Here is a 24,877-nt window from a genome sequence, read left to right as displayed (position 1 = left end):
CGATTCAGTGACCGCTCTCAGAGTGTCGCGTCCTTGCCCCGGGTGGCAGCCTCTGCAGCAAACTGCTGCTGGAGCCAGTGGCTCACCGCCCGGCACTGGGGGCTGCCTTCGCTCTCCTGATGGATCAGCATGTTCCAGTTCGGCCCGGCCACCCGGTGGGACGAGAGGGGCAGCAGCCACCCCTGTCGGCGTGCGTCGCGAGAGAGCAGCTCGCTCGCCAGCGCCACCCCGAGCCCGGCGCTGGCCGCATCCTGCAACAAGCCGGGATCGGAGAAGTTGAGCCCCTGGGTCTGCAGGTGCAGATCGTCGCCGCCCTTGAGGGTCCAGTGGTGCCAGTCCATCTCCCGCTCCCCGTGCAGGGTGGTGCGCTCCTGCGCGGGCTGTGCCAGCACGGCCGGGCTCGCCACCGGCAGCAGCCGATCCGCCAGCAGCGGCTGATGGCGGCATTCCGCCTGGGGAGCCAGCCCCCAGCGCAGCGAAATGTCGATGGTCTGCTCGGCCATGTTCGGCGTGTCGTCGCTGGTGAACAGCCAGAGATCGATGCCCGGATGCTGGGTGTGAAGGTCGGCCAGCCGGGGCAGCAGCCAGAGGCGGGCGATGGCGGTGCTGGTGTTGAGCACCAGTTGGTTCGGCTTGCGGTACTGCTCGAGGCGCTGTATTCCCACCGCCAGTTGCAGCAGCACTTGCTGGGTCGTCTCCAGCAGATCCTGGCCCGCGTCGGTCAGGGTGACGGAACGTCCCTGGCGGTGAAACAGAGGCTGGCCAAGCAGCTCCTCCAGCGAGCGGATCTGCTGACTGATGGCAGACTGGGTGAGGTGCAGCTCCTGGGCCGCCTGATGAAAGCTGCCGAGCCTGGCCGCCGCCTCGAAGCCGCGCAGCACGTTGAGAGGGGGCCAGTGTTTGAACATCATTGATTAGCTCCACTTATCACTTTTATCGAAAATCGATCGTTTGTTACCCATCAGCGGGGAGAATAGTCTATTCCCATCGTCAATAACCTTAATAGTACCTAATCAGAGAGGCTGAGATGCGCGAGCAGGGAATGAGGGCTGTGGGCTGGTTCATGCCAGCGGAGTGGTGCCGGCACGCGGCGACCTGGATGGTCTGGCCGCACAACAAGGCGCTGTGGGAAAACGGCTGGGGGGTGACCCTGGCCGAGGTACAGCAAGATTTTGCCCGGGTGGTCAACGCCATCGCCCGCTTCGAACCGGTGAACCTGGTGGTGGATCCCAGCGCCATCGCAGAGGCGCGCGCCCTGTGCGGCGACGGGGTGCGCTTCATTCCCCTGCCGGTGGATGACAGCTGGTGCCGTGACTCCGGCCCCACCTTCATCTGCCATCCCGAGCTTGGCACCGCCGGGATCAGCTGGCGTTTCAACGCCTGGGGCGGCAAGTCGGCCCACGGTCTGGACGAGGGGCTGGCGCGACGCGTTCTCAACAGCCTGGAGCTGGAGTGCATCGGCAGCTTCCTCGCCAACGAAGGGGGCGCCATCCATGTGGATGGGGAGGGCACCCTGATCACCACGGAGTCGGTGCTGCTCAACAGCAACCGCAATCCCGGCATGACCAAAGTGGAGATCGAACGGATCTTCAGCCGCCTGCTCGGCATCGAGAAGACTATCTGGCTGCCGGGGGATCCGGACCACGTCACCGGCGACATGACGGACGGTCATGTGGACGGGGTCTGCGCCTTCAGCCGCCCCGGCCACCTGTTGGTGGACGCCACCCTGGACGGGCACTCCACCTATGGCCGCGTGGTGCGGGAGAACCGCCGAGCCCTGGCCCAGGCCACCGATGCGAGAGGTCGCTCCTTCGAGTGCCTCGAGCTGTTCGAGGCGAGCGAGGCGGTGGATGCCGAGGCGGAGGTGTTCTGCGCCTCCTACACCAACTTCTACATCGCCAACGGCGCCATCATCATGCCCGCCTACGGCGTAGGCGCGGACGAGGCGGCTGGGGAAGTGCTGAGGCGCGCCTTCCCGAACAGGCAGCTGGTGCCGGTGCGCATCAACCAGTTGGCCCACGGCGGGGGCGGCATTCACTGCATCACCCAGCAGCAGCCGGCCTGGCCGGTGCAGGGGTAAGCGTTTGGTGCGGCCTCGTCAGGCGTCTGCGAGGCCTCATGACGGGATCAGGGAGGAGAGATTCATGAACAAGGTCGTCGCAACCATACAGTTTGCTTGTCAGGGGGAACGCGTGTCAGGGAGGGTATCCGGATGAGCAAGATCGTTGTCGCCACCACACAATTCGCTTGCAGCTGGGAGCTGGAGCGCAATCTGGACACAGCAGAGAGCCTGGTACGGGACGCCGCCGCCAGGGGGGCCAACCTGGTGCTGTTGCAGGAGCTCTTCGCCACCCCCTATTTCTGCATCGAGCAATACCACGGCCATCTGGCGCTGGCGGAGTCGTTCGAACAGAGCCGGGTGTTGCGCCGCTTCTCGGCCCTGGCGCGGGAACTGGGGGTGGTGCTGCCCATCAGCTGGTTCGAACGTGCCGGTAATGCCTGCTTCAACTCCCTGGCGGTGGCGGATGCGGATGGCCGGCTGCTCGGGGTCTATCGCAAGACCCATATCCCGAACGCCATCGGCTATCAGGAGAAGGAGTACTTCAGCCCGGGGGATACGGGGTTTCGGGTCTGGGACACAGCCGCTGGCCGCATCGGGGTCGGCATCTGCTGGGATCAGTGGTTCCCAGAGGCGGCCCGCGCCATGGCGCTGCAAGGGGCCGAGCTGCTGCTTTACCCCACCGCCATCGGCTCCGAGCCGGGGGCAGAGGGGCTCGATTCCCGGGATCACTGGCAACTGACCCAGCGCGGCCACGCCGCCGCCAACATCATGCCGGTGATCGCCGCCAACCGGGTGGGCCACGAGGTGGCGACCCGGGATCCCGCGTTGCAGATGCGCTTCTATGGCTCCTCCTTCATCACGGATCACAAGGGGGCCCTGCTGGCCGAGGCGGACAGGGATACCCCGGGCGTGCTGGTGCGGGAGCTGGATCTCGCCGCCATGGCCGAGGAGCGGCTGACCTGGGGCATCTATCGAGATCGCCGCCCCGAGATGTATGGCGCCTTGCTGAGCCTGGATGGGCAGGGCCAGCGGGGAGGGCGTCCATCATGAGCGCCTTGACCAAGATAGCCATGGGGCTGGCCCTGCTGCTGAGCGTCGGGGTTCAGGCCGAGGAGGCGCAGGAGGAGAAGGTGCTGCGCCTCTACAACTGGTCCGATTATTTCGCCCCCGATACCCTGAGCGAATTCACCAGGGAGACCGGGATCCGGGTCATCTACGACGTGATGGACAGCAGCGAGACCCTGGAGGCCAAGCTGATGGCGGGTCGCAGCGGGTATGACCTCATCTTCCCGGGGGACACGGTGGCAGAGCGGCTGATGCGGGCGGGCAGTTTGCAGCCCCTCGACAAGGGCAAGCTGCAACACCTCGGTGACCTGGACCCCGAGCTGGTGCGGTTGCAGCAGGCCTATCCCCATGCGAAGGAGGCCGTGGTGCCCTACACCTGGGGCACCATAGGGCTCACCTACAACGCGGACGCCATCCGGCAGAGGATGCCGGATGCCCCGGTCAGCAGCCTGGACATGCTGTTCAAGCCCGAGCTGGCGGCGAAATTTGCAAATTGCGGCATCTCGGTCATCGACTCCCCGGACGAGGTGCTGGCGGTGGTGCTGCACTATCTTGGGCGGGATCCCCGCAGCGGCAAGGCGGACGATCTGGAGGCGGCTCTGGCCCTGCTCAAGGGGATCAAGCCCTATATCCGCAAGTTCCAGTCCCAGCCGGTGACCCAGTTGGTGAACGGGGATCTCTGTCTCTCCCTGGGCTACAGCGGCGACATGACCCAGGCCAGGCGCGCCGCCGCCGAGGCGGGCAAGCGGGTCGACTTCGAATACCGATTGCCGAAGGAGGGGAGCACCATCTGGATGGACACCATGGCGATCCCGGCGGATGCCCCCCATCCTGACTATGCCTATGCCTTTATCAACTTCGTGATGCGCCCGGCCAACATGGCGGCCATCACCAACAGCACCGGCTATCCGACTGCCAGTGCCAAGGCCAGACCCATGGTGGATGCCACCATGACGGCCAACCCGGATATCTACCTGGACGAGGCCAGCTACCAGCGGCTCATTCCGGGTCAGGATATAGCACAATCCCAGATGCGTGCCCGCATGCGAGCCTGGACTCGCTTCAAGAGCAGCCTCTGAACCCAGGAGTAGAACGATGTTTTCCCGACGCCACGTATTGAAACAGCTGGTCGCCCTCGGCGCCATTGCCGGGTTTGGCAGCCTGCCCGGTGCCCGCGCGGCCTTCGCCGCCGACGAGCCCGGCGCAGCCGCTCGCTACCACATGCCGGAGGAGTCCTCCCCCCAGGCCCTGGTGTGGGTGGCCTTCGGGGCCACCAGCGAGATCTGGGGTCGCCACTACAAGGAGGTGCAGGCCACCATAGGGCGGCTGGTGCAGGCCATGGTGCCCTACACCCGGGTCAACGTGCTCTGCCACGAGGATGACGAGGCGCTGGCGCGCCAGCTGTGCGGCGAGCGCAACACCCACTTCGTCCACGCCGAGATGGATGACATCTGGCTGCGGGATACCGGCGGTGTCTTCGTGCAGGACGAGCAGGGAGGGCTCGGGCTGGTGGACTTCAACTTCAACGGCTGGGGTGACAAGCAGGAGCACAGCCATGACGCCAGGGTCGCCGCCCTGGTGGGCCGGCAGACGGATGCCTATTACCTGCAGAGCGAGCTCATCGGTGAGGGGGGCGGCATCGAGGTGGACGGCAACGGCACCGCCATCATGACCGAGAGCAGCTGGATCAACAGCAACCGCAACCCCGGCCTCACCAAGGCGCAGGTGGAGGCGGAGCTCAAGGCCAACCTGGGGCTGCGCAAGATCATCTGGCTGCCGGGGATCAAGGGCAAGGACATCACGGATGCCCACGTGGACTTCTACGCCCGCTTCGTGCGCCCCGGGGTGGTGGTGATCAACATGGACAACGATCCCGACTCCTACGACTACAAGGTGACCCGCCAGCACCTCGCCATCCTGCAGCAGGCGACGGACGCCGACGGCAACAAGCTGGAGCTGCATCAGCTGCCGCCGCCCCTGGGCGGGCGGGACAACAAGTTCAGCCGCAGCCCGGACTTTGCCGCCGGTTACATCAACTACCTGCCCATCAACGGCGCCGTCATCGCTCCCCAGTTCGGGGATGCCAGGGCCGACCGCCATTGCCGGGATCTGCTGGCCCGCCTCTATCCGGGGCGCAAGATAGTGCAGATAGACATAGACCCGGTGGCGGCGGGGGGCGGCGGCATCCACTGCATCACCCTCCATCAACCTGCCTGAACTTACGCGCAGGCCGCCTCTGGTGGTGTGACGCAGGACAAGGGGCGCCTCGGCGCCCCTTGTCCTTGCTGGCGTTCCATGGCGCCTCGCTCAGATCCCCGTCATGCCGATCTCGTCGAGCTGGACGTGAGCGGGTTGGCGCAGGGTGTAGAGCACGGCCTCGGCCAGATCCTCCACCTGCAGCCAGCCGGGCTTGCGATCGCCCGGGCAGGCCGGGGGCGGCACCTGCACCAGTCCGGGACAGAGGGTGTGGACCCGGATGCCTTGATGCTGCACCTCTTCCCGCAGTGCCCGGGCGAACCCCAGCACCGCAAACTTGGCGGCGCAGTAGACGCTGGCCCTGGCATAGCCGTGCCTGGCGGCCTGGGAGGCGATGTTGATGACGGTGCCGTGGCGGTTTGCCAGCATGTCAGGCAGGCAGGCCCGGGTCAGCAGGAAGGTGCCCTTGGCACAGGTATCCATCACCCTGTCCCACTCCGATTCCGGCAGATCCTGCACCAGGTGGTCGCTGCCGACCCCGCTGTTGTTGATCAGCAGATCGACGGGGCCGAGCTGTTCCCGGATCCGGGCATGGCCGTCCCGCACCTGATCGCCGTCGCACACATCCAGTGCCAGTGCCATGACTCGCACTCCGTATCGCGCCTCCAGTCTGGCCGCTTCCTGCTCCAGCAGCCCCAGGCGGCGGGAAGCCAGGATCAGCTCCACCCCCTGGCTGGCCAGGGCCTCGGCGATGGCCAGTCCGATGCCGCTGGCGCCGCCGCTGATGAGGGCCCGTGTTGCTCTCAGTTCGTTCATCTTGTCTTCTCCTCCAATGGTGCAGGCATTGTGGCGGGCGCCTTCGGCAGGGAACAGGGGAGGGGAAGGAGTGATTCGAACCCTGGTTCGTGTTTTGGCGTTCCGGTTCGAACTTTGGTTCTAAACGCCGCGACCGGCCGTCGGTTCGATTAGCCGTAAGGGGTAATCGGACGTTCGCGTAAATCAATTCTCCCGCTATAACGGCCATCCATATTTCCCTGCTGACAGATGCCGCTGATTCATGGGCACACCGGACAGCGGCATCTCGATCGTCCGATTACGCTTCGCTCATCGAACCTGCATGGGACGGTAATAAACAAAAGAGCCGCCCTGGGGCGGCTCTTTGCATCGGGATGGATGAGTGAATCGTCACGGCGCCTTGGGCGGTTCCACCAGAGCGGTTGCCGGTTGGTCATCTTCCTTGATCCAGGCATCCAGCAGGGTGTAGCCCACCGCCAACACCACGGGGCCGATGAAGAGACCGATGATCCCCAGCGCCAGCAGGCCGCCGATGACCCCCACCAGAATGAGGATCAGCGGCAGGTCGGCCCCGCGCTTGATGAGGAAGGGGCGCAGGAAGTTGTCCATGGTGCCCGCCAGCAGGGACCAGACCAGCAGGAAGGTGCCCCAGGTGGTGTCCCCGCTCCAGTAGAGGTAGCCGACGCTGGCCAGCAGCACCGGGAAGGGGCCTATCTGGGCGACGATCAGCAGGAACATCAGCACCACCAGCACCATGACATAGGGAATGCCGGCGATGAGCAGGCCCAGGCCCGCCACCGAGGATTGCACCAGGGCGGTCACCACCACCCCCATGGCGACGGCACGGATGGCCTGGGAGGCGAGCACCACCGCATTGTCACCGCGCTGGCCCGCCAGACGGTGGGCGAAGCGGCGAATGCCTTCTGCCGCCTTCTCTCCCGAGTGGTAGAGCAGGCCGCAGATGGCCACGGTCAGCAGGAAGTGGACGAACAGCAGGCCGAGGTTGCCCGCCTGGGCCGCCAGCCAGCGGGCGGTCTGGCCGAAGTAGGGGGCCAGCTTGGTGAACAGCACCTGGCCGCCGCTCGCGAGGATCTGCTGCCAGAAGTCGTAGAGTTTGTCGCCCACCAGGGGTACTTGCTGCAACCAGAGCAGCTCGGGGGGCGGGGATTGGCTGAGCTCGGTGCCCAGCTCGATGAGCATGGGGGCCTTCTCCGCCACGTTGGCCAGCGTCATGAAGAGGGGAATGACGAAGATGAGCAGCAAGATGCTGGTCATCAGCAACGCCGCCAGGGTGCGTTTGCCCCACAGCAGGCGCTGGGCCATCTGCATCAGGGGCCAGGTGGCGATGGTGATCATGGTCGACCACACCAGGGCGGGCAGGAAGGGGCGCAAGACCATGAAGCACGAGATGATGAGCAGGCTGAGGAACAGCAAACCCAGGGTGATCTTGGCCAAATCCACTTTTTTCATATTCATGGCATTCCCTTAACGAGGGGTTGAGCGCCCGGTTCGGGCACCGTGACGGATAGCGGACAACGACCACCAGAGCCCGGCGCTGAGCCAGAACCCCAGGCAGCCAAAGAGCCACCCTTGTCCCGCGAGGATCAGCAGAGAGCTGCTGGTGAGCGCGGGCACCAGGAACAGGAGCCCTGCCACGACCAGTCCCCCTGCCAGGGTCAGCAGCGCGGCGGGCAGGGCGGGGGTGGGGCTCCGTTCGAGTGATAGCAGATTACCCGATACCAGCCCCAGGGTGAACATGGCAAGCCCGGCCAGGGCGGTGGACTGGGTGAGCCAGGCCGAGAGGGCGCTGGCGATGAGCACCCCGGCCCAGGGGAGCGGGCGCGCCGCCAGCTTCGCCAGCGGGGCGCGCAGTGCCAGCAGCAGGGTCCCCAGGGCAAGGCCGGCCACCACATCCGAGAGGAAGTGGACCCCCAGCCAGACCCGGGCCAGCCCGGCCACGCCGGCCAGCAACAGGGCCAGCAGGGCCCCCTGCCAGGCCCGCAGCGCCGGCAGCCAGCCAAGCAGCAGGCCCCAGTAGAGCAGGGTCGAGGCGGCGTGGCCGCTCGGCATGCCAAAGCCCTGGGCACTCTGGCGGGCCAGCTCGGGTTGCAGGTGGAAGGGCCTGGGCCAGCCAATGCCCGCCTTGAGCAGGTTCAGCACCAGGGTGAGCAGCACCATGGCAAACAGCAGGTGGCGCAGCCTGGACCAGCCGAGCAGGGGCAGCAGCAAGGGCAGCAGCGCCAGCTGGAAGGAGGCCGAGCCCAGCAGATTGCCCGCCCTTGGCCAGAGCGCATCCGCCCCTAGCCATTGTTGCAGGCGCTGGATCAGCGGCAACTCGGCGCGGTGCAGCGCACTGGCCGCGTCGCTGAAATCCGTCACCCACAGCACCTGGCTCTCGGGCACCTCGGCCAGCCTCGGGGCTATCCAGTCGAGCTGCGCCGGGAAGCGACGCAGGTCAAGGGGCAGGTCGGCGGCCGCGATCAGCCTGGCGTTCAGGATCTCGCCACCGAGATCCTGGGCCTGGAGCAGGGAGACAAACCCCGTCCCCCGCTGGACCCGCAGGGGTTCCAGGGTCTGGCAGGCGAACACCCTGGCCCGTTGCCAGCGCCCCAGCTCGCCGGTGACGCGACCCTGCAGGCCGGTCTCCTCGAACAGCTCGCGCAGGGCCGCCTGCTCCGGGGTCTCCCCCCTGTCGATGTAACCGCCGCTCAGGCTGTAGCGCGAGGAGAGCCTGTCCTGCACCAGCAGGATCCCTTGCTGGTGGCGGATCACGCAGGCGGCCGCAGAGGGGGGGGATTCGGCGCGGGAGGCGGGCAGGGCACCGCCCAGCAACAGCAGCAGGCAGAAGACGACTCGAAACATGATGACACCCAGGGGCAAGGAGTGGGGACAAGGGTCACAGAAATCAGACGGCCGGGCAATGGCTTGCAGGGGGCACCGACCCTGTGGGGGACGCAAGGATTGCCGTCTGCGCGGGCAGTCCCTAGTATTGGCGGCTATTGTTCTTCTCATTCACTACATTGTGGGGCTCTTCATGCGACAGTTCGGTTTCTTTCTGGGGATTGCCATCGGCGTCATCCTGATACTGTTTGGTAGCATCGTCATCTTCCAGGCCTTGCCTGCGGCGCTGGACGTGCTGGAGATGCCGAGCCGGATCCCCTTTGTGCGCGAGGTGTACACCTGGCTGATGAGCAGCGCCAACGGGCTCACCGCCCAGCTGGAGCAGAACTTCCTGGAGGCCTTCCAGACGGTGCTCAAGCTGATCCTGCTCATCACCTTCATGTGGGTCTGCGTCAAGCTGGTCAACATGGGGGTGCTGATCATCCGGGCCGGCGTCGACCTTATCCGCACCGCCATCGAGCACAGCGAAGAGAAGGGTGCCAAGCCCACCGAGCAGGACCGCCATTTCTGATCTTCCCCTGCCACGGGTCAGATAAACAACAGGCCATCATGTGATGGCCTGTTTTTATGGTGGCATGACGCTTAACAAAGTCAGTTAAGCAGTTTTTCCAGCTCAGCTTCGGCATCCGCCCTGGCCTGATCGCTCAGGGTGCCGGAAGTCGCTTCCCGCTTCTCGGCCTGTTGCTGCACCGTGGTTGCGGCACTGCTGGCGGCCTGCTTGGCGCTGTCGCTCACCGCCTTGGTGGCTTGTCGCTGCATCGTGGTTGCGGCACTGATGGTCGCTGCGCTGCTGACGGCCTGCTTGGCGCTGTCGCTCACCGCCTTGGCGGCTTGTTGCTGCGCTGTGGTTGCGGCACTGATGGTCGCTGCGCTGCTGACGGCCTGCTTGGCGCTGTCGCTCACCGCCTTGGCGGCTTGCTGCTGCGCCGTGGTTGCGGCACTGATGGTCGCTGCGCTGCTGACGGCCTGCTTGGCGCTGCCGCTCACCGCCTTTTCGGCTTGTTGCTGCACTGTGGTGGCGGCACTGATGGTCGCTGCGCTGCTGGCGGCCTGTTTGGCGGTGTCGCTCACCGCCTTTTCGGCTTGCTGCTGCACCGTGGTTGCGGCACTGATGGCGGCGGCACTGCTGGCGGCCTGCTTGGCGCTGTCGCTCACCGCCTTTTCGGCTTGCTGCTGCGCTGTGGTGGCGGCACTGATGGTTGCTGCGCTGCTGACGGCCTGCTTGGCGCTGTCGCTCACTGCCTTGGCGGCTTGTTGCTGTGCCGTGGTTGCGGCACTGATGGTGGCGGCGCTGCTGGCGGCTTGCTTGGCGCTGTCGCTCACCGCCTTGGCGGCTTGCTGCTGCGCCGTGGTGGCGGCACTGATGGTGGCTGCGCTGCTGACGGCCTGCTTGGCGGTGTCACTCACCGCCTTGGTGGCTTGCTGTTGCGCTGTGGTGGCGGCACTGATGGTGGCTGCGCTGCTGGCGGCCTGTTTGGCCGAGTCGCTCGCCGCCTTGGTCGCTTGTTGCTGCGCCGTGGTGGCGGCACTGCCGATCACCTGTCTGGTGGAGTCGGACAGGGCCTTGCTGGCGCTCTGTTGCAGGCCCCCCATCATGGTGCCCAGCAGAGAACTGCCAGCGCCCGTGAGCCCCTGACCGGCACCGGTCAGGGCCGTGGCGGCCGGGGTGGCCTGGGACTGCCAGCCCTGCATGGCGCTGGGCCAGGTCGGGGTGGCGGCCGTCAGGTTTTCCCCGAAGACCTGGGTCGCCCCGTCACCTTTTTGCACCATGACGGCGAGCTGGTTGGTGTCGGCGTTCCAGACCATGCCGGCCTGCTTGGCCACGTCCGGCACGGGGGCGTAGCGGGAGACCACGTAAAAGAGCGGCCCCTCCTGTTGTAGCTCGTCGGCGGTCTTGAGCAGCTGCATGGTGCTCTCGTAGTTGGGCCCCAGCATGGCGGTCATTCTGTCCTTGATCAGCGGTTGCTCGAACAGGTTGGCCTCGTTCGGATCGAAACCGACCAGCGGCTTGAGCAGGGCCCACATCAGCTGGCTGGTGGGGCTCATCATCAGCAGGGGGGCGACACAGGCGGACAACATCAGGCTCAGGCAGGCAGCCTTGAGCAACGGCATGATACGCATTGACAACATATCCAGTTAATTATCTGATTATTAAGGGTTATTCATTACCGCATCCCGGCGATGCCGGTGGGGGCCCACGGCAGAGCCCTGACAGGCCTTTGCGGGCGCAGGCAGGCTATCATATTGCTTCCGGAATGCCAGATGAGCCGACATTTATTGGTCAAGTCGAGGGCTCTGCTGGTCGCTTTACACTTTCACTCCCCCGTGACAGGAATTCCCATGATCCGTTGTGCAGGTTGTCTGCTGGCCCTTGGCTGGCTCTTCCCCGCGTTGGCTGCCCCGGCGTCCAACACCCTCAGCCACTCGGTGGGCACCGAGCTGGTGCTGCCCCTTGGTTCGCTGCCCGAGCGGGTGTGCTGGTATCAGGATCAGAAATACTCCCAGGGGGCCCGCATCCAGCAGGGGGATCTCTGGCTGGAGTGCGCGCCGCAACAGGCGATGGAGACCAATGGTCCCCTGATCTGGCGAGAGGTGACGACGCCGTCACAGAGTGGTGAACCGGAGGGCAACCAGCGGACGATCCGGGTGGGCCAGTGAGCCTTTTCTTGATCCAGCTACAGACACGGGCGTGATCTCTATCGCATAATGCGGCTCTTTCTTCTCTTGACTGGGATCTAAGCAATGGCTCGTCGCTCTTCCAATGCACAACGTCGTCGCAGTAGCTGGTGGTACAAACGCTTGTTGGCAAGGGAGCGGGAAGAGCGCGAAGCGCGTTCCGTCCGGGATTGATACCGCATTGAAAAACGGAGCCTCGGGCTCCGTTCTTATTGGTGACTAAAAGAGCATTATCGCAGGCAGGTTTATTACCACAGGTGGACAATGGTGCCGCTCTGCCAGTGCACAACGTCGTTGCCGCCGTGAGCTGGTGGTACAAACCCTTGTTGGCAAGGGAGGGAAGCGCGCGAGGGCGCTGCGTCCGGGATGGATACGGCATGGAAAAACGGAGCCTCGGGCTCCGTTTTTATTGGTGACTAAAAGTGCATTATCGCAGGCGGGTTTATTACCACAGGTGGACAATGGTGCCGCTCTGCCAGTGCACAACGTCGTTGCCGTCGTGAGCTGGCGGTACAAACCCTTGTTGGCAAGGGAGGGAAGCGCGAGGGCGCTGCGTCCGGGATGGATACGGCATTGAAAAACGGAGCCTCGGGCTCCGTTTTTCATTCATCAAAGACCGTCATGCGAGAACGGGGGCCATCAGGCCCCCGTTTTGCTTTTGCAGAGGTCGGCTGCCTGCGACTCAGCGTTGCAGGGCGGCCAGGGCCAGCTCGACCCGTTTGGCGTACTCGGGGTCGGCCTGCTTGAAGTGCCTGAGCTGGGCCGCGACGATGGCGTCATCCTCCACATTGATGAGGGAGCGGGCCAGGTTGGCGGCGAGGCGGGCGCGCTGTCCCTCGTCCATCAGGCGGAAGAGATCCCCCGGCTGGCTGTAGTAGTCGCTGTCGTAGTCACGAAAATCGTAGTGCAGGGCAGCCCCTTCCAGACTCAGGGCCGGTTCGTGCTGCTCGCTCGGCTGCTGGGTGCCGAAGCGGTTCGGTTGGTAGTTGGGGCTGGCGCCACCGTTGCTGTCGGCCCGCATGGCGCCGTCGCGGTGGGCGCCGTGGTGGAACGGGCAGCGCGGGGCGTTGACCGGCAGCAGGCCGTGGTTGACGCCGAGGCGGTAGCGCTGGGTGTCACCGTAGGAGAACAGGCGACCCTGCAACATGCGATCCGGCGAGAAGCCGATGCCGGGCACCACGTTGGCCGGGGTGAAGGCGGCCTGCTCCACGTGGGCGAAGTAGTTGTCCGGGTTCTGGTTGAGCTCAAGCACCCCGACCGGGATGAGCGGGTAGTCCTTGTGGGGCCACACCTTGGTGAGATCGAACGGGTGGATCGAGTAGGTCTGGGCCTCGGCCTCTGGCATCACCTGCACATAGACCTTCCAGCGCGGGAAGTCCCCCCGCTCGATGGCGTTGAACAGATCTGCCTGGCTGGTCTCTCTGTCCTGACCGACGGCGGTGGCCGCCTCTTCATCGGTGTAGAAGCGGTGGCCCTGCTCGGTCTTGAAGTGGAACTTGACCCAGAAGCGCTCGTTCGCGTCGTTGATGAAGCTGAAGGTGTGGCTGCCGTAGCCGTTCATCCCCCGCAGGCTCCTGGGAATGCCGCGATCGCTGAACAGTATGGTGACCTGGTGCAGGGATTCCGGATGGCGTGACCAGAAGTCCCAGGCGGCGGTGGCGCTGCGCAGGTTGGTGCGCGGATCCCGCTTCTGGGTGTGGATGAAGTCGGGGAATTTCAGGGGATCGCGAATGAAGAACACCGGGGTGTTGTTGCCCACCAGATCCCAGTTGCCCTGCTCGGTGTAGAACTTGAGGGCGAAGCCGCGCACGTCCCGCTCGGCGTCGGCGGCCCCCTTCTCGCCGGCCACGGTGGAGAAGCGCAGGAACACCGGGGTCTGCTTGCCGACGGCGTTGAACAGGTCGGCCTTGCTGAAGGCGCTGATGTCGTGGGTCACGGTGAAGGTGCCGTAGGCGCCCGAGCCCTTGGCGTGCACCACCCGCTCGGGAATGCGCTCGCGGTCGAAGTGGGCGAGTTTCTCCATCAACCAGATGTCTTGCATCAGGACGGGGCCGCGGGGGCCGGCGGTGAGGCTGTTGTTGTTGTCGACGACGGGGGCGCCGTTGGCGCTGCGCAGGGTCTTGTCGGTCATGGCGGGTCTCCTTGTGATGAGTCGCCAGACTAGGGGAAGTGGGGGAGCGGCTCCAATGGAGTGTGCCTAACCCTTTGATTGGTTTCGCTGATGGGGGTGGAAACAGACGCCAGCCTTGCGGCAAGATGGGATTCAGCCAATCAGGAGGTCTCATGTCCATCACCATTCGCCGCGCCGGGCCGGAAGATGCCGCCGCCCTGCGGGATCTTCACGCCATGCCCCATGCTCAGGCGGGCACCCTGCAACTTCCCTTCCCCTCCCTGCAGCAGTGGGAGCAGAAGCTGACCCCGCGGGATGGCATCTACAGCCTGCTGGCGGAGTGGGAGGGGGAGGTGGCGGGTGCGCTGGTTCTGATGGTGGAGCCGGCCCCCCGTCGCCGCCACGTGGCGAGCATCGGCATGGCGGTACACGATGACTGGGCCGGGCGCGGGGTGGGCACTGCCCTGATGCAGGCTGCGCTGGATCTGGCGGACAACTGGCTCGGCTTGACGCGGGTGGAGCTGACGGTCTGGGCCGACAATCAGGCGGCCCTGGCCCTCTATCGCAAGGCGGGCTTTGTGGAGGAGGGCGTAGCCCGGGATTACGGCCTGCGTCATGGGGTGCTGGTGGATGCCCTCTACATGGCCAGGGTGCGCCGATGATCGACTATCGCGAGCGCCTGACGCCGGTGCTGAGGGCACTGGAGCAGGATCCGGATCTCTCCATCGAGGCGCTGGCGAGTCGCGCCTGCCTCTCCCTCTACCACTTCCACCGGGTGTTCACCGCCGTGGTGGGGGAGGCCCCCGGCGAGATGTGCCGCCGCCTGCGGATGCAGCGGGCGGCCTGGCAGCTCTGCTACACCGATGCCAGCGTCACCGCCATCGCCCTGGGGGCGGGGCTTGGCAGCTCCCAGGCCTTCGCCAAGGCGTTTCGTCGTCACTATGGTTGCACCCCGGGGGCGTTTCGCCGCGACAAGGGCAAGAACGGACACCTGGATCGCAAGGAAGGACACGCATGGCAAGGGGCACTCCCTTATGCTGAAGGCCACTCATCAGCAAGGAGCAACACCATGAACACCGTCGAGATGGACGCCCGCACCCTGGCCTATATCCGCGTGACCGGCCCCTATGGCGAAGGGTATGACGCCGTCTGCCATCGCCTTCATCAGTGGGCCGCGCCCCGTGGCCTGGAAGGGGGAGAGTGGATCTTCATCTACCACGACAACCCCGAGGTGACGCCGCCGGCCCAGTGCCGCACCGATATCGGCATCAGCGTGCCGGTGGGCACCCTGGGGGCGGGGGAGGTGGAAATTCAGCTCATCCCCGCCGGGCGCTACGCCCAGTCCCGCTATCTCATCACGGATCGCAGCCAGTACGGGGAGCGCTGGCAGGAGCACATCGGCGATATCGTCGCGGCCGGGCTCGCCTTTGGGGACGGCCCCTGCTTCGAGCTCTATCACAGCGTGAGCAATGACCCCCTGCGCGATGACGTGAGCTTCTGCTCCAGCGTGCGCTAGGCAGGCGGCAATAAAACGAGGCGCCCAAGGGCGCCTCGTTTTATTTGGGACCAATGATTACAGCAGATATCAGGACTGGCTGGGCACCTTGTTTCGGCGGGACTTCCACCACCAGCGCAGGCGGATCTGGGAGATGAGCATCCCCGCCAGCATCAGGGCGCAGCCGACCACAGCCCGTTCGTCCAGATGTTCCCCCAGCAGCAGGACACCGCCGATGGCGGCGAACACCGTCTCCAGGCTGAGGATGATGGCGGCGTGGGCCGGATGGGCACCGCGCTGCCCCACCACCTGCAGGGTATAGCCGATGCCGACCGAGACCAGACCGGCGTAGAGCAGCGCCTGCCAGCCCGCCACGGCACCACTCGCCGTCGGGGTCTCGATGACGAAGGCCGTGGCCAGGCTGAGCAGGCCGCACACCACGAACTGCACCCCGGCAAGGCGAATGGGGGCGACCCGGTTCGAGTAGTGATCCAGCACCAGCAGATGCACGGCCCAGAACAGGGCCCCGATCACTTGCAGCAGATCGCCGTAGCCGATGGTGAACTCCTCGGTGACGCTGAGGTAGTAGAGCCCGGCCATGGCGATGAGGGCGCCTACCCAGGTGTTGGCCCCGGTCTTGTGGCGCAGGGCCAGGCCGATGACGGGGACCAGGATGATGTAGAGGCCGGTGATGAAGCCCGCCTTGGCGGCCGTGGTGTAGAGCAGCCCCACCTGTTGCAGGGAGGCGGCGGAGAAGAGCACGGTGCCGGCGATGAGGCCCCCGGTCAGCAGCAGGCGGTGATCACCGGCAGGCTGGGGCGGCTGGCGTGACTTGAGCCACCACAAGAGCGGCAGCAGGGAGAGGGCGCCCAGCAGGAAGCGCAGGCCGTTGAAGGTGAAGGGCCCCATGTGATCCATCCCCAGACGCTGGGCGACGAAGCCCAGCCCCCAGATGGCGGCGGCCATCAATAACATCATGTTTGAACGCATACGGAATCATCCCTGAGAAAGAGTCTCGGCGGCACTCGGGCCCCGCCATTACGATACCTGCGAGAAGGGGCGTTTGTCGTCAGCCATTTGTTGCCGGGCGAGGGCAGGATCAGCGGCTGGCCAGCTTGGCGAGCAGGGGCAGCAGGGCGAGCAGCAGCAGGTTGCCCCTAAGGATCCAGATCACCCAGAACTGCTGCTGGGTGGAGACAAGGGGAGCCCGTCCCTGGCGCAAGGATCGGCGCCAGTGGTGGAACAGCCGGCTGGGGTAGCCAAAGCTGATGGCCATGGCGAAGAACATCAGCAGCTTGGTGCGGTAACCCGGATTGGCAAGCAGGATGGCCGGTGGCTGGGGATGGGCGACCACCAGCAGCACGCCCGTGATGAAGATGAGCAGCAGGGCCAGGGCGGCCAGGCTGTCAGCCAGCAGCAGCTTGCGCACCTGCTCGATGGACATGCCGCGCCGGAACAGGAAATACTCCGAGGTGATGGCACCGGTCAGGGTGATCACGGCGCAGTAATGGAGGGCAGTCAGCAGTTCCGGTTTCAACATCCAGGCCAGTTCCTTCTCGTTGGCCACATGATGCGCTTCCCTTTGGACGCCATCAGGTGGGGCTGATATTCTGACACTACACGATGTCAGGGGATAGCATGGAGTCAGGGTTGGATAAGCGAGCAGTCTCCAAAAAGACCTGGTCCCTGGTGGCACGGATGCGCCTGGGCCTGCTTCTGCTCTTCATTCCCGTCCTGATGCTGGGCGCCATCTACTACCTGCACATGGAGCGCAGCCTGCAGCGAGAGCTGCAACAGCGCCTGCTCGCCACCAATCACCAGTTGCGCCACGTCTTCATCGAGCCCTACCTGAACGAGATGGAGCGTCAGTTCTCCCTCATCTACGACCAGGTCAAGGTGGAGGACATCAGCGGCCCCCGTCTGCGCAACACCGACTCCTATCTCAGGGAGTGGCGCCTCTACAAGGGGGTGATGGCGGATCTCATCTACATCTATGTGGGCACCGCCGAGCGCCAGATGCTGATCTACCCCGAATGGCAGGCGGATGCGGACTTCGATCCCAGGGTGCGCCCCTGGTATCAGCTGGCCAGCCAGCATGTGGGCAAGATGGTCTGGACCGAACCCTACTACGACTACACCAACGGCACGCTGGTGATCGCCCTGGCGCGGGCCATCACCGACAAGGAGGGCAAGGTGCGGGGGGTCTTCGCGGTGGATGCCATCCTGGCCCCCTTCTCCGCCCAGCTGAACCGGCAGTGGAACAGCGGCTACCAGATGATCGTCAACCAGTCGGGCAAGGTGCTGGCCCACCCCGATCCCTCACAACTGCTCAAGCCCATGACCCACCCGACCTGGCTCTCCCGCTTCAGCGGGGAGGACGGCATCTTCCTGGATCAGGCGTCTCGCCAGTTCGTGGCCTACAGCCGCCTGCCTGACCACAACTGGGTGCTGATCAGCGTGTTGCCGGCCTCCAGCATCCAGGCGGTGGTGGCGAGCGCCTCCCTCAACGTGCTCGGGATCATCGTGCTGGCCAGCGTGCTCTACATGGTGCTGGCACTGATCTGGTCCCGTTATTTCAGGCGGATGCTGGACGAGATCGCCACCGTGATCCGGGCCAGCCGGACCCAGCCTGACGAGGTGCACCAGGGAGGGATGCGGGAGCTCAGGCACGTCTATGCCGAGCTGGCGGAGGTGAGCAAGGATTATCACGAGGTGCGCCAGCAGGCGAACCTCGACAAGCTGACCGGCCTTTACAACCGGCGCTTCTTCGACGAGCGGTTGAATCGGCTGCTGCTCGATCAGGACCGCTTCTGCCTGGCCATGATCGATCTGGACGGTTTCAAGCGGATCAATGACACCTATGGTCACCAGACCGGGGATGTGGTGCTCAAGCGGGTGGCCAGCTTTGGCGCCAAGCTGCTGGGGGATCATGGCTGGGTATGCCGCTATGGCGGGGAAGAGCTGGTGGTGCTGTTCGCCAATCCCGATATCCACTTCTGCCAGATGCTGCTGGAGCAGTACAGGATTGGGGTGGCCTCCCTGCACTGGCGTGAACCCGGTCTTGGGATCACCTTCAGCGGCGGCCTGGTGGCGAGTGCCCCCGGGCTTGGGGCCAGGAGCCTGCTGACCATGGTCGATGCCGAGGTCTATCGCGCCAAGGGTGACGGCAAGAATCGCATCTACATGGTGGATCCCCTGGCTCCCCGGGACGACTCGCCCTCAGGGGATGGCATGTTGAGCAAAGAAGAGGCCTGAGGGCCTCTTCTTCATTGCGCGGATCAAGGGTGCAACTGCCAGGTCCAGAGGGGCCAGCCCAGCTCCTCGGCGCACTGGCGCAGGGCGGGGGCCGGATTGACCGCATGGGGATGGCTCACCGCCTGCAGCATGGGCAGATCGTTGTGGGAATCGCTGTAGCCAAAGCTCCCCTGCCAGAGGTGTTCCTTTCCGGCAAAGAGCTGGTTGATGCGGGCCACCTTGCCTTCGCGAAAACTCAGGGTGCCGCGGGTCTGGCCGGTCAGCATGCCGGCTTCCTCGTCGAGCAGGATGGCCACGCAGTGATCCATCCCCAGCATCTGCGCCATGGGGGCCACTAGATGCTCGCCGGAGGCGGAGATGAGCACCAGCTCGTCGCCACGCTGGCGGTGCCACTCGATGCGGGCCAGCCCCTCGGGGTAGAGGCGCTCCCGCAGCACCTGTTCGGCAAAGCGGGTGCAGAGGGAGTCGAGCCACTGGCGCGTCCTGCCTGCCAGCGGTTGCAGGGTGAAGGCCATGTACTGGTGCATGTCCATCTTGCCCTGATGGTAGAGGGACATCATGGCCTGCTCCTCGGCCACCATGCCCGCCGGGGCCAGCTCCTGGGCCACCATGTACTCCAGCCAGAGGCTGGCGGAATCCCCCGCTATCAGGGTCTCGTCCAGATCAAACAGTGCCAGGGCCATGGCTGCTCCTCGGGTTGGCTGCCAGCATCGGGGAACTGGCTGAAAAATGAATGGGATTCATGGCGTTATGCTACCTCACAGAGTTGATCCCGGGCCACCACCAGGGTCACGGCGCTGCCCACCGCCAGCAGATCGCCGGCACGGCGGTTGAGGTTATCCACCGTCAACAGCCCTGCCTCGCACTCCACCTGATAGCGGATGACGTTGCCGAGCAGCTGCTGCTGGCGAACGATGCCGGGCAGGCTGGGCTCGTGGCTGACCGCCCCGGCGGGCAGCAGGGTGATGGACTCCGGCCGCAGCGCCAGCTTGCCGCGAAAGCGCGGGCCGAACAGGGATTTGGCCTGCTCGCCACCCAGCAGGTTGTAGTTGCCGATAAAGCCCGCCACGAACTCGCTGGCGGGGCGGGTGTAGATCTGCTCCGGCGTGCCGCTCTGGACGATGGAGCCCTTGTTCATCAGGAAGATCCTGTCCGACAGGGTCAGCGCCTCCTCCTGATCGTGGGTCACGAAGATGGTGGTGAGCTCGAGGCGCTGCTGGATCTCGCGGATCTGCTGGCGCAGGCTGCGGCGGATGCGGGCATCCAGCGCCGAGAGCGGCTCATCCAGCAGCAGGATCCGCGGTTGCACCACCAGCGCCCGGGCCAGGGCCACTCGCTGGCGCTGGCCGCCGGAGAGTTCGCCCGGATAGCGGCGCTCGAAGCCGGTCAGCTCCACCAGCTCTAGCGCCTCCTGTACGCTGGCGGCGAGATCCCGCCCCGGCTGGGGCTTCATCTTGAGGCCGAAGGCGACGTTGTCCCACACCGTCATGTTGGGAAACAGCGCATAGCTCTGGAACACCATGCCGATGCCCCGCTTCTGGGGTGCCTGCCAGGTGATGTCCTCACCGGCCACCCGCACCTGACCGCCATCCACCGGGGTGAGCCCGGCCAGCGCCCGCAGCAGGGTGGATTTGCCGCAGCCGGAGGGGCCGAGCAGGGTCACCAGCTCCCCCTTGCGAATGCCGAATTCAATTCCCTCGAACACCTTGGTGTCGCCGTAGGATTTGTGCAGTTGATTCACTTCTAGATGGAACATGTTGATTCACCGATGAAATCTGTTAGCTGCCCAGGTGAGCAGCAGGGTCAGCAGGAAGTAGCTCATCACCAGGGCGCTGGTGAAGTGGCCCGAGGTGGCACGCATGTTGTAGAGGTAGACCTGCAGGGTCTCGTAACGGGTGCCCACCAGCATGTTGGCAAACACGAACTCGCCGAGCAGGAAGGAGAGCGACAGAAACAGCGCCGCCAGCAGCCCCTTGCGAAGGCAGGGGATCACCACCAGCAGGAAGGCGCGGGCGCTGCTCGCCCCCAGCAGGTGGGCGGCATCCATCAGATCTTTCAGCGGCACCCCTTGCAGGCTGTTGGCCAGCGCCCGGTACATAAAGGGGAGCACCACGGTGAACCAGGTGCCGATCAGGATCCACGGCGTGCCGATAATGGGCAGGACGCCGTCGGCGTAGATCTGCAGCAAGCCCACCGAGGAGACCACGGGTGGCACCGCGAAGGGGAGCAGGATCAAGAGGTTCATCCAGGGATCCAGCCTGGGGAAGTAGTAGGCCACCATCAGCACGGTGGGCACCAGTACCAGGGTCCCCAGCAGCAGGGTGGCGAAACAGACCAGGAGGCTGCGGCCAAAGGCCGCCAGAAAGCGCGGGTCACCCCAGAGTTTGAGATACCAGTCGAGGGTGAAGCCGTCCGGCAGCAGGGTCGCCCCCCAGCGGGTGGAGATGGAGTAGAGAAAGGTAGCCAGCAGCGGCAGCAGCAGGGTGGCGACCAGCGCCCCCAGCACCCATCTGGGCCAGCGCGGCGTCAAATCATGCATGGGATTGCCCCTTGTTCACATAGCTCTTTTTCAGCAGCCACTGGTTGGCGGCTGTCACCACCCCCAGCAGTACCATCAGGATCACCGCCAGCGCCGCCGCGAGATTCGGCTCGAGGAAGATGTCGCCGGAGACCAGACTGGCTACCCGGATGGTCACCAGGTTGAAGTTGCCGGTGGTGAGAGCGTAGGCAGAGGCATAGGCCCCCACTGCGTTGGCAAACAGGATGATCAGGGTGCCGAGCAGGGCAGGGGTGAGCACCGGCAGCGCCACGTGCCACACATACTGCCCCTTGCTGGCGCCAAGCAGGGCGGCGGCCTGGGGCCACTCATCCTCCAGGGCGTCGAACGCCGGGTAGAGCAGCAGCAACGCGAGCGGGATCTGGAAGTAGGTGTAAATCAGGATAAGGCCGCTGCCCGAATAGAGGTTGAAGCCATCGATGAGGCCCCAGGATTTGAGCAACAGGGTCACCGCGCCATTGATGCCGAGCACGATGATGAAGGCGAACGCCAGCGGCACGCCGCTGAAGTTGCCCGTCATGGTGACGAAAGCCAGCAGCACCCGCTTGACCCGCTCGCCGCTGTGGCGCAGCGCCGCCGCCCCGAGGGTGCCGATGGCGAGCCCCGCCAGGCTGGCGATGCCGGCGATGCGCAGCGAGTTGCCGAAGGATTGCAGATAGAAGGGGGAGCTCAAAATCTCCCGGTAGTGGTCGAGACCCCAGCCATCGGTTGTCTGGACGCTGCCCACCAGCACCCACATCATGGGGGCGAGCTGGAACAGGATCATCAAGAGGACAAAGGGCAGCAGCACCAGGGCCGGCAGCCAGTGGCGGCGCACCCGGCGTGGCTTCACCTGTTGATCCGCGAGGATCTCGGTGGTGGCAGGCATCATCAGTGCACCTCGCGCATAAAGGCCGCCTTGAGCAGCGGGGGGGCTGCCGGCTTGTCGTGGGGAACCCCCATCAGATCCGCCATCAGGGCGCAGAGCTGGGTCTGGTGGATCACGGCACCATCCGGCCAGCGTTCGACGAAGGCGTCGCCAAAGAGCCAGAGTGGCACGGTGCGCTCCTCGGCCAGGGTGCCGCCATGGCTGAGATCGTTGTTCATGCCGTGATCCGAGGTGATCACCACCTGATACCCCTCTGCCAACCACTGGGGCAGCAGGTCGGCCAAGAGGCTGTCCATGCGGCGAGCCTGATTGCGGTACTGGCGGGAATCGAGGCCGAACTGGTGGCCCGCATCGTCCACCCCCATGGGGTGGATCAGCAGAAAATCGGGGTCGTACTGGCTGCGCAGCCACTCGCCGTCCATCAGCAGGTGGCTGTCGGGGTAGCCGTCATCCCAGTAGAAGCAGCCGTGCTGGATGGGCAGTTGCTCATCGTGAGTGAAGCGATCGCGGGCCACCAGCCAGGGGCTCTGGTTGTAGAGCTCGCTCACCCAGTGGTAGGCCGCCGCTGCGGTGCGTTTGCCCGCGGCCCGGGCCAGATGGAAGATGGAGTCGTGTTGGCTCAGGCGCGTCACCCCGTTGTGGGTGATGCCGCTCGCCACCGGCGGCACGCCGGTCAGGATGCACTCGTAGAGAGGGCGGGAGAGGGAGGGCAGGGCGGCACTCAGGGTCGTATGCAGGCCGCGCTCTGCCTCCACCATGCCACAGAGGTAGCCCATGCAATGGGCTACCTCTGCTGCCAGGCCATCCACAAGTACCACTATCACCTTGTGTTGCACTGGCCGCTCCTTACTGCATGTTGATCATGACGGTTTCCTGCCACTGGCGCGGCAGGGCCTTGGAGCTCTGCTCCCAGGCGGCGTGATCCTGCACCGGCTTGGCATTGGCGTACTGCTCGGCCGGCAGCAGCTTGGCCTTGACGTCATCCGGCAGGGTCACGTTGCTGCGAATGGGGCGGGCGTAGCCACGGGCCAGGTTGATCTGGCCGGCATCGGAGAGGATGTATTCCCGCGCCAACTTGGCGGCGTTGGGGTTCTTGGCCCACTTGTTGATGATGGTGGTGTAGCCGGCGATGACGGAGCCGTCGCTCGGGATCACCACATCAAACTTCTTGGGGTCGATCTGGTCGCGGTAGTTGAGGGCGTTGAAGTCCCACAGCACCCCCACTTCCACTTCGCCTTTCTCGATGTTGGCGATGGTCGGGTCGTTCAGCGACAGACGGCCCTGCTTGGCCAGCTTGCCGAACAGATCCAGGGCGGGTTTCAGATTCTTCTCGCTGCCGCCGGTGGCATAGGCCGCCGCCAGCACGCCGTTGTTGGCCTGGGAGGCGACGCCCACGTCACCCAGGGTCACCTTGTAGTCGCCACCCAGCAGGGATTGCCAGCTGGTGGGGGCGGCCTTGACCAGATCCTTGTTGATCAGGAAGGCGATGGTGCCGGTATAGGCCAGCATCCAGTGGCCGTCCGCATCCTTGGCCCAGTTCGGAATGTCGGCCCAGGTGGAGGGCTTGTAGGGCTGGGTGACCCCCTGCTTGACCGCCACCGGGCCGAAGGCGCCGCCCACGTCGCCGATGTCGGCGGTGGCATTGGCCTTCTCGGCGGCGAACTTGGCGATCTCCTGGGCGGAGCTCATGTCGGTATCCTGATGCTTGATGCCGTAGATGCTGCCGAGCTGCTGCCAGGTATCCTTCCAGTTGGCCCAGCTGTCCGGCATGCCGACGCTCTGGAGCTGGCCTTCACCGCGGGCGGCTTTTTCGAGATCCGCGATGTTCTCGGCGGCAAACAGCGGTTGACTGATGGCCACCAGGGCCAGTGCACTTGCGATCACGCTTTTCATCATCCCATCCCTCTGGACTAGGTCAGTTAAGGTTCGAGAGGGATGCTAGAGGGGAAATATGACGGTGGCGGGGCGCTTTGATGGCAGTTTCGTGACAATCGCCCTGTCATGGCGCTGTCATCAGGGGCGGTTACAACTCGGGGTCGACAACCTCTGGTCTACTCCAGTGGTGTGCAAACCCGAATGACCGACAGGGATGTGACAGTGACAGAGCGATTGAGTGAACAGGGGATGGCCGATGGCCGCACACCCTCCAAGTGCGAACAGATTTGCCGGACCCTGAGCCGCTATATCGGCAGCGGACACCTGGCGGCGGGGCAGCAGCTGCCTGCCGAACGGGCGCTGAGCGAGCGCTTCGCCACCACCCGCATCACCATCAAGGAGGCACTCTCCTGCCTCGAGGCGGACGGCCTCATCTACCGGGCCGAGCGGCGCGGCTGGTTCGTGGCGCCGCCTCGCCTCACCTACGATCCCGCCATCCACACCCACTTTCACCAGTGGATTGGCGAACAGCAGCGCACCGCCGAGACCCGGGTGCTGGCCCATGGCAACCAGCTTGCCAGCAGCGAGTTGTGCCGCTGGATGGGTCTGGAACCCTTTACGCCGCTCTACGAGATCCACCGCCAGCGGCTGATCGACGGTCGCCCTGTGCTCCACGTCAGCCATCACCTGCTGGCGAGCCGCTTCCCCGGCATCGCCAGCGCTCCCCTGGCCAGCTCCCTCACCGAGCTTTACCGACAGCGCTATGGCATAGGCCAGGGCTGGGCGAGCCTTGAGATCACCCCGTCGGCGGCACGGGGAGAGATAGCCCGCGCTCTCAACCTGGCCCAGGGGAGTGCCGTGCTGCGGTTGGTGCGGGTCAATCATGACGAGGAGGGAAAGCTGGTGGATTGCGACATCGAGCACTGGCGACCGGACGCCATCCGCATCTGCCTGGATACCCGGGCACTGCAACCGCTCGCCACCGGCGCGCGGCAGGTGCAACTGGCAGAGTAGCGGCGTTC

At 65.1% G+C, this 24,877-nt stretch carries 23 protein-coding genes and 1 pseudogene; 10 read left to right on the top strand and 14 right to left on the bottom strand.

Annotated elements, in window-relative coordinates:
• Nucleotides 1-17 precede the first annotated feature (17 nt).
• On the bottom strand, nt 18-911 hold the full coding sequence (locus tag AB5Y53_RS12925; RefSeq protein ID WP_368182231.1) for a LysR family transcriptional regulator: 894 nt from the start codon (nt 909-911) through the stop codon (nt 18-20).
• A gap of 116 nt (nt 912-1,027) precedes the next feature.
• Between AB5Y53_RS12925 and AB5Y53_RS12920 the strand changes: the two genes are divergently transcribed.
• The 4 genes from AB5Y53_RS12920 to AB5Y53_RS12905 all read left to right on the top strand — a co-directional run bounded on the left by AB5Y53_RS12920 (nt 1,028) and on the right by AB5Y53_RS12905 (nt 5,344).
• Nucleotides 1,028-2,080 carry an agmatine/peptidylarginine deiminase gene (locus tag AB5Y53_RS12920; RefSeq protein ID WP_368182230.1) on the top strand — a complete coding sequence of 351 codons (1,053 nt, stop codon included), beginning with the start codon at nt 1,028-1,030 and terminating at the stop codon, nt 2,078-2,080.
• A gap of 132 nt (nt 2,081-2,212) precedes the next feature.
• The gene (gene aguB, locus AB5Y53_RS12915; RefSeq protein WP_368182229.1) at nt 2,213-3,112 is read left to right on the top strand and encodes an N-carbamoylputrescine amidase; all 900 of its coding nucleotides are present in this window, start codon (nt 2,213-2,215) and stop codon (nt 3,110-3,112) included.
• Entirely contained in the window at nt 3,109-4,206 is a 1,098-nt protein-coding gene (locus AB5Y53_RS12910; RefSeq protein ID WP_368182228.1) for an extracellular solute-binding protein, read from the top strand. The genes aguB and AB5Y53_RS12910 overlap by 4 nt, the downstream gene beginning before the upstream one ends.
• A gap of 16 nt (nt 4,207-4,222) precedes the next feature.
• Nucleotides 4,223-5,344 carry an agmatine/peptidylarginine deiminase gene (locus AB5Y53_RS12905; RefSeq protein ID WP_368182227.1) on the top strand — a complete coding sequence of 374 codons (1,122 nt, stop codon included), beginning with the start codon at nt 4,223-4,225 and terminating at the stop codon, nt 5,342-5,344.
• A 90-nt stretch (nt 5,345-5,434) separates the two neighbouring features.
• Here the strand turns inward: AB5Y53_RS12905 and AB5Y53_RS12900 are convergent, their stop codons facing one another.
• From AB5Y53_RS12900 to AB5Y53_RS12890, 3 genes are all read right to left on the bottom strand, one after another.
• Nucleotides 5,435-6,139 (bottom strand): SDR family oxidoreductase, encoded by a 705-nt coding sequence (locus AB5Y53_RS12900; RefSeq protein ID WP_368182226.1) that lies wholly within the window; start codon nt 6,137-6,139, stop codon nt 5,435-5,437.
• A 369-nt stretch (nt 6,140-6,508) separates the two neighbouring features.
• On the bottom strand, nt 6,509-7,594 hold the full coding sequence (ydiK, locus tag AB5Y53_RS12895; RefSeq protein ID WP_164882905.1) for an AI-2E family transporter YdiK: 1,086 nt from the start codon (nt 7,592-7,594) through the stop codon (nt 6,509-6,511).
• A 9-nt stretch (nt 7,595-7,603) separates the two neighbouring features.
• Nucleotides 7,604-8,980: a phosphatase PAP2 family protein gene (locus AB5Y53_RS12890; RefSeq protein ID WP_368182224.1), complete on the bottom strand. Its 1,377-nt coding sequence runs from the start codon at nt 8,978-8,980 to the stop codon at nt 7,604-7,606.
• Between the two features lie 172 nt (nt 8,981-9,152).
• Here AB5Y53_RS12890 and AB5Y53_RS12885 point away from each other — a divergent pair, with 172 nt between their 5' ends.
• Nucleotides 9,153-9,530 carry a hypothetical protein gene (locus AB5Y53_RS12885; RefSeq protein ID WP_010675931.1) on the top strand — a complete coding sequence of 126 codons (378 nt, stop codon included), beginning with the start codon at nt 9,153-9,155 and terminating at the stop codon, nt 9,528-9,530.
• A 353-nt stretch (nt 9,531-9,883) separates the two neighbouring features.
• Here the strand turns inward: AB5Y53_RS12885 and AB5Y53_RS12880 are convergent.
• A pseudogene (locus AB5Y53_RS12880) lies at nt 9,884-11,140 on the bottom strand (hypothetical protein); the annotation flags it as partial.
• A 219-nt stretch (nt 11,141-11,359) separates the two neighbouring features.
• Between AB5Y53_RS12880 and AB5Y53_RS12875 the strand changes: the two are divergent.
• On the top strand, nt 11,360-11,677 hold the full coding sequence (locus tag AB5Y53_RS12875) for a YnjH family protein (RefSeq protein ID WP_104454909.1): 318 nt from the start codon (nt 11,360-11,362) through the stop codon (nt 11,675-11,677).
• A gap of 700 nt (nt 11,678-12,377) precedes the next feature.
• Here AB5Y53_RS12875 and AB5Y53_RS12870 read toward each other — a convergent pair.
• The gene (locus AB5Y53_RS12870; protein WP_368182223.1) at nt 12,378-13,826 is read right to left on the bottom strand and encodes a catalase; all 1,449 of its coding nucleotides are present in this window, start codon (nt 13,824-13,826) and stop codon (nt 12,378-12,380) included.
• 152 nt (nt 13,827-13,978) lie between these two features.
• Here AB5Y53_RS12870 and AB5Y53_RS12865 point away from each other — a divergent pair, with 152 nt between their 5' ends.
• Complete coding sequence (locus AB5Y53_RS12865) at nt 13,979-14,467, top strand: GNAT family N-acetyltransferase (protein ID WP_010675925.1); 489 nt, start codon at nt 13,979-13,981, stop codon at nt 14,465-14,467.
• Nucleotides 14,464-15,321: a GyrI-like domain-containing protein gene (locus AB5Y53_RS12860; RefSeq protein WP_042016487.1), complete on the top strand. Its 858-nt coding sequence runs from the start codon at nt 14,464-14,466 to the stop codon at nt 15,319-15,321. The genes AB5Y53_RS12865 and AB5Y53_RS12860 overlap by 4 nt, the downstream gene beginning before the upstream one ends.
• A gap of 69 nt (nt 15,322-15,390) precedes the next feature.
• Here AB5Y53_RS12860 and AB5Y53_RS12855 read toward each other — a convergent pair whose 3' ends face one another.
• Together AB5Y53_RS12855 and AB5Y53_RS12850 are read right to left on the bottom strand one after the other, a co-directional pair.
• The gene (locus tag AB5Y53_RS12855) at nt 15,391-16,290 is read right to left on the bottom strand and encodes a DMT family transporter (RefSeq protein WP_041214059.1); all 900 of its coding nucleotides are present in this window, start codon (nt 16,288-16,290) and stop codon (nt 15,391-15,393) included.
• Nucleotides 16,291-16,399: 109 nt separating this feature from the next.
• Nucleotides 16,400-16,840, bottom strand: coding sequence for a DUF2214 family protein (locus AB5Y53_RS12850; RefSeq protein ID WP_039040139.1), 441 nt, complete (start codon nt 16,838-16,840; stop codon nt 16,400-16,402).
• 110 nt (nt 16,841-16,950) lie between these two features.
• Here AB5Y53_RS12850 and AB5Y53_RS12845 point away from each other — a divergent pair, with 110 nt between their 5' ends.
• Complete coding sequence (locus AB5Y53_RS12845; RefSeq protein ID WP_279982064.1) at nt 16,951-18,555, top strand: diguanylate cyclase; 1,605 nt, start codon at nt 16,951-16,953, stop codon at nt 18,553-18,555.
• 23 nt (nt 18,556-18,578) lie between these two features.
• Here AB5Y53_RS12845 and AB5Y53_RS12840 read toward each other — a convergent pair whose 3' ends face one another.
• From AB5Y53_RS12840 to AB5Y53_RS12815, 6 genes are all read right to left on the bottom strand, one after another.
• Nucleotides 18,579-19,238, bottom strand: coding sequence for an HAD family phosphatase (locus AB5Y53_RS12840; RefSeq protein WP_104452156.1), 660 nt, complete (start codon nt 19,236-19,238; stop codon nt 18,579-18,581).
• Nucleotides 19,239-19,303: 65 nt separating this feature from the next.
• Complete coding sequence (locus AB5Y53_RS12835) at nt 19,304-20,311, bottom strand: ABC transporter ATP-binding protein (protein WP_368182221.1); 1,008 nt, start codon at nt 20,309-20,311, stop codon at nt 19,304-19,306.
• 6 nt (nt 20,312-20,317) lie between these two features.
• On the bottom strand, nt 20,318-21,094 hold the full coding sequence (locus AB5Y53_RS12830; protein ID WP_368182220.1) for an ABC transporter permease: 777 nt from the start codon (nt 21,092-21,094) through the stop codon (nt 20,318-20,320).
• Nucleotides 21,087-21,983: an ABC transporter permease gene (locus AB5Y53_RS12825; RefSeq protein WP_368182219.1), complete on the bottom strand. Its 897-nt coding sequence runs from the start codon at nt 21,981-21,983 to the stop codon at nt 21,087-21,089. Before AB5Y53_RS12825 ends, AB5Y53_RS12830 begins: the two co-directional genes overlap by 8 nt.
• Nucleotides 21,983-22,816: an alkaline phosphatase family protein gene (locus AB5Y53_RS12820; RefSeq protein WP_368182217.1), complete on the bottom strand. Its 834-nt coding sequence runs from the start codon at nt 22,814-22,816 to the stop codon at nt 21,983-21,985. The genes AB5Y53_RS12825 and AB5Y53_RS12820 overlap by 1 nt, the downstream gene beginning before the upstream one ends.
• A 10-nt stretch (nt 22,817-22,826) precedes the next feature.
• The gene (locus AB5Y53_RS12815; RefSeq protein ID WP_010675915.1) at nt 22,827-23,873 is read right to left on the bottom strand and encodes an ABC transporter substrate-binding protein; all 1,047 of its coding nucleotides are present in this window, start codon (nt 23,871-23,873) and stop codon (nt 22,827-22,829) included.
• Between the two features lie 183 nt (nt 23,874-24,056).
• Between AB5Y53_RS12815 and AB5Y53_RS12810 the strand changes: the two genes are divergently transcribed.
• Nucleotides 24,057-24,869, top strand: coding sequence for a UTRA domain-containing protein (locus tag AB5Y53_RS12810; protein WP_368182216.1), 813 nt, complete (start codon nt 24,057-24,059; stop codon nt 24,867-24,869).
• Nucleotides 24,870-24,877: the final 8 nt, after the last annotated feature.

Origin of the sequence: Aeromonas sp. R7-5 (assembly GCF_040908015.1) — a bacterium.
In the GTDB taxonomy this organism is placed as follows: Bacteria; Pseudomonadota; Gammaproteobacteria; order Enterobacterales; family Aeromonadaceae; genus Aeromonas; species Aeromonas caviae.
This window is presented reverse-complemented; position numbering and strand designations above follow the sequence as displayed.

Excerpts from the sequence above, each read along its gene's own strand:
- AB5Y53_RS12830 (WP_368182220.1), bottom strand. The coding sequence starts at position 21,094 with ATGCATGATTTGACGCCGCGCTGGCCCAGATGGGTGCTGGGGGCGCTG.
- AB5Y53_RS12865 (WP_010675925.1), top strand. The coding sequence starts at position 13,979 with ATGTCCATCACCATTCGCCGCGCCGGGCCGGAAGATGCCGCCGCCCTG.
- AB5Y53_RS12905 (WP_368182227.1), top strand. The coding sequence starts at position 4,223 with ATGTTTTCCCGACGCCACGTATTGAAACAGCTGGTCGCCCTCGGCGCC.
- AB5Y53_RS12875 (WP_104454909.1), top strand. The coding sequence starts at position 11,360 with ATGATCCGTTGTGCAGGTTGTCTGCTGGCCCTTGGCTGGCTCTTCCCC.
- aguB (WP_368182229.1), top strand. The coding sequence starts at position 2,213 with ATGAGCAAGATCGTTGTCGCCACCACACAATTCGCTTGCAGCTGGGAG.
- AB5Y53_RS12860 (WP_042016487.1), top strand. The coding sequence starts at position 14,464 with ATGATCGACTATCGCGAGCGCCTGACGCCGGTGCTGAGGGCACTGGAG.
- AB5Y53_RS12870 (WP_368182223.1), bottom strand. The coding sequence starts at position 13,826 with ATGACCGACAAGACCCTGCGCAGCGCCAACGGCGCCCCCGTCGTCGAC.
- AB5Y53_RS12825 (WP_368182219.1), bottom strand. The coding sequence starts at position 21,983 with ATGATGCCTGCCACCACCGAGATCCTCGCGGATCAACAGGTGAAGCCA.
- AB5Y53_RS12840 (WP_104452156.1), bottom strand. The coding sequence starts at position 19,238 with ATGGCCCTGGCACTGTTTGATCTGGACGAGACCCTGATAGCGGGGGAT.
- AB5Y53_RS12925 (WP_368182231.1), bottom strand. The coding sequence starts at position 911 with ATGATGTTCAAACACTGGCCCCCTCTCAACGTGCTGCGCGGCTTCGAG.
- AB5Y53_RS12920 (WP_368182230.1), top strand. The coding sequence starts at position 1,028 with ATGCGCGAGCAGGGAATGAGGGCTGTGGGCTGGTTCATGCCAGCGGAG.
- AB5Y53_RS12810 (WP_368182216.1), top strand. The coding sequence starts at position 24,057 with ATGACCGACAGGGATGTGACAGTGACAGAGCGATTGAGTGAACAGGGG.
- AB5Y53_RS12885 (WP_010675931.1), top strand. The coding sequence starts at position 9,153 with ATGCGACAGTTCGGTTTCTTTCTGGGGATTGCCATCGGCGTCATCCTG.
- AB5Y53_RS12850 (WP_039040139.1), bottom strand. The coding sequence starts at position 16,840 with ATGTTGAAACCGGAACTGCTGACTGCCCTCCATTACTGCGCCGTGATC.
- ydiK (WP_164882905.1), bottom strand. The coding sequence starts at position 7,594 with ATGAATATGAAAAAAGTGGATTTGGCCAAGATCACCCTGGGTTTGCTG.
- AB5Y53_RS12855 (WP_041214059.1), bottom strand. The coding sequence starts at position 16,290 with ATGCGTTCAAACATGATGTTATTGATGGCCGCCGCCATCTGGGGGCTG.
- AB5Y53_RS12900 (WP_368182226.1), bottom strand. The coding sequence starts at position 6,139 with ATGAACGAACTGAGAGCAACACGGGCCCTCATCAGCGGCGGCGCCAGC.
- AB5Y53_RS12815 (WP_010675915.1), bottom strand. The coding sequence starts at position 23,873 with ATGAAAAGCGTGATCGCAAGTGCACTGGCCCTGGTGGCCATCAGTCAA.
- AB5Y53_RS12890 (WP_368182224.1), bottom strand. The coding sequence starts at position 8,980 with ATGTTTCGAGTCGTCTTCTGCCTGCTGCTGTTGCTGGGCGGTGCCCTG.
- AB5Y53_RS12835 (WP_368182221.1), bottom strand. The coding sequence starts at position 20,311 with ATGTTCCATCTAGAAGTGAATCAACTGCACAAATCCTACGGCGACACC.
- AB5Y53_RS12910 (WP_368182228.1), top strand. The coding sequence starts at position 3,109 with ATGAGCGCCTTGACCAAGATAGCCATGGGGCTGGCCCTGCTGCTGAGC.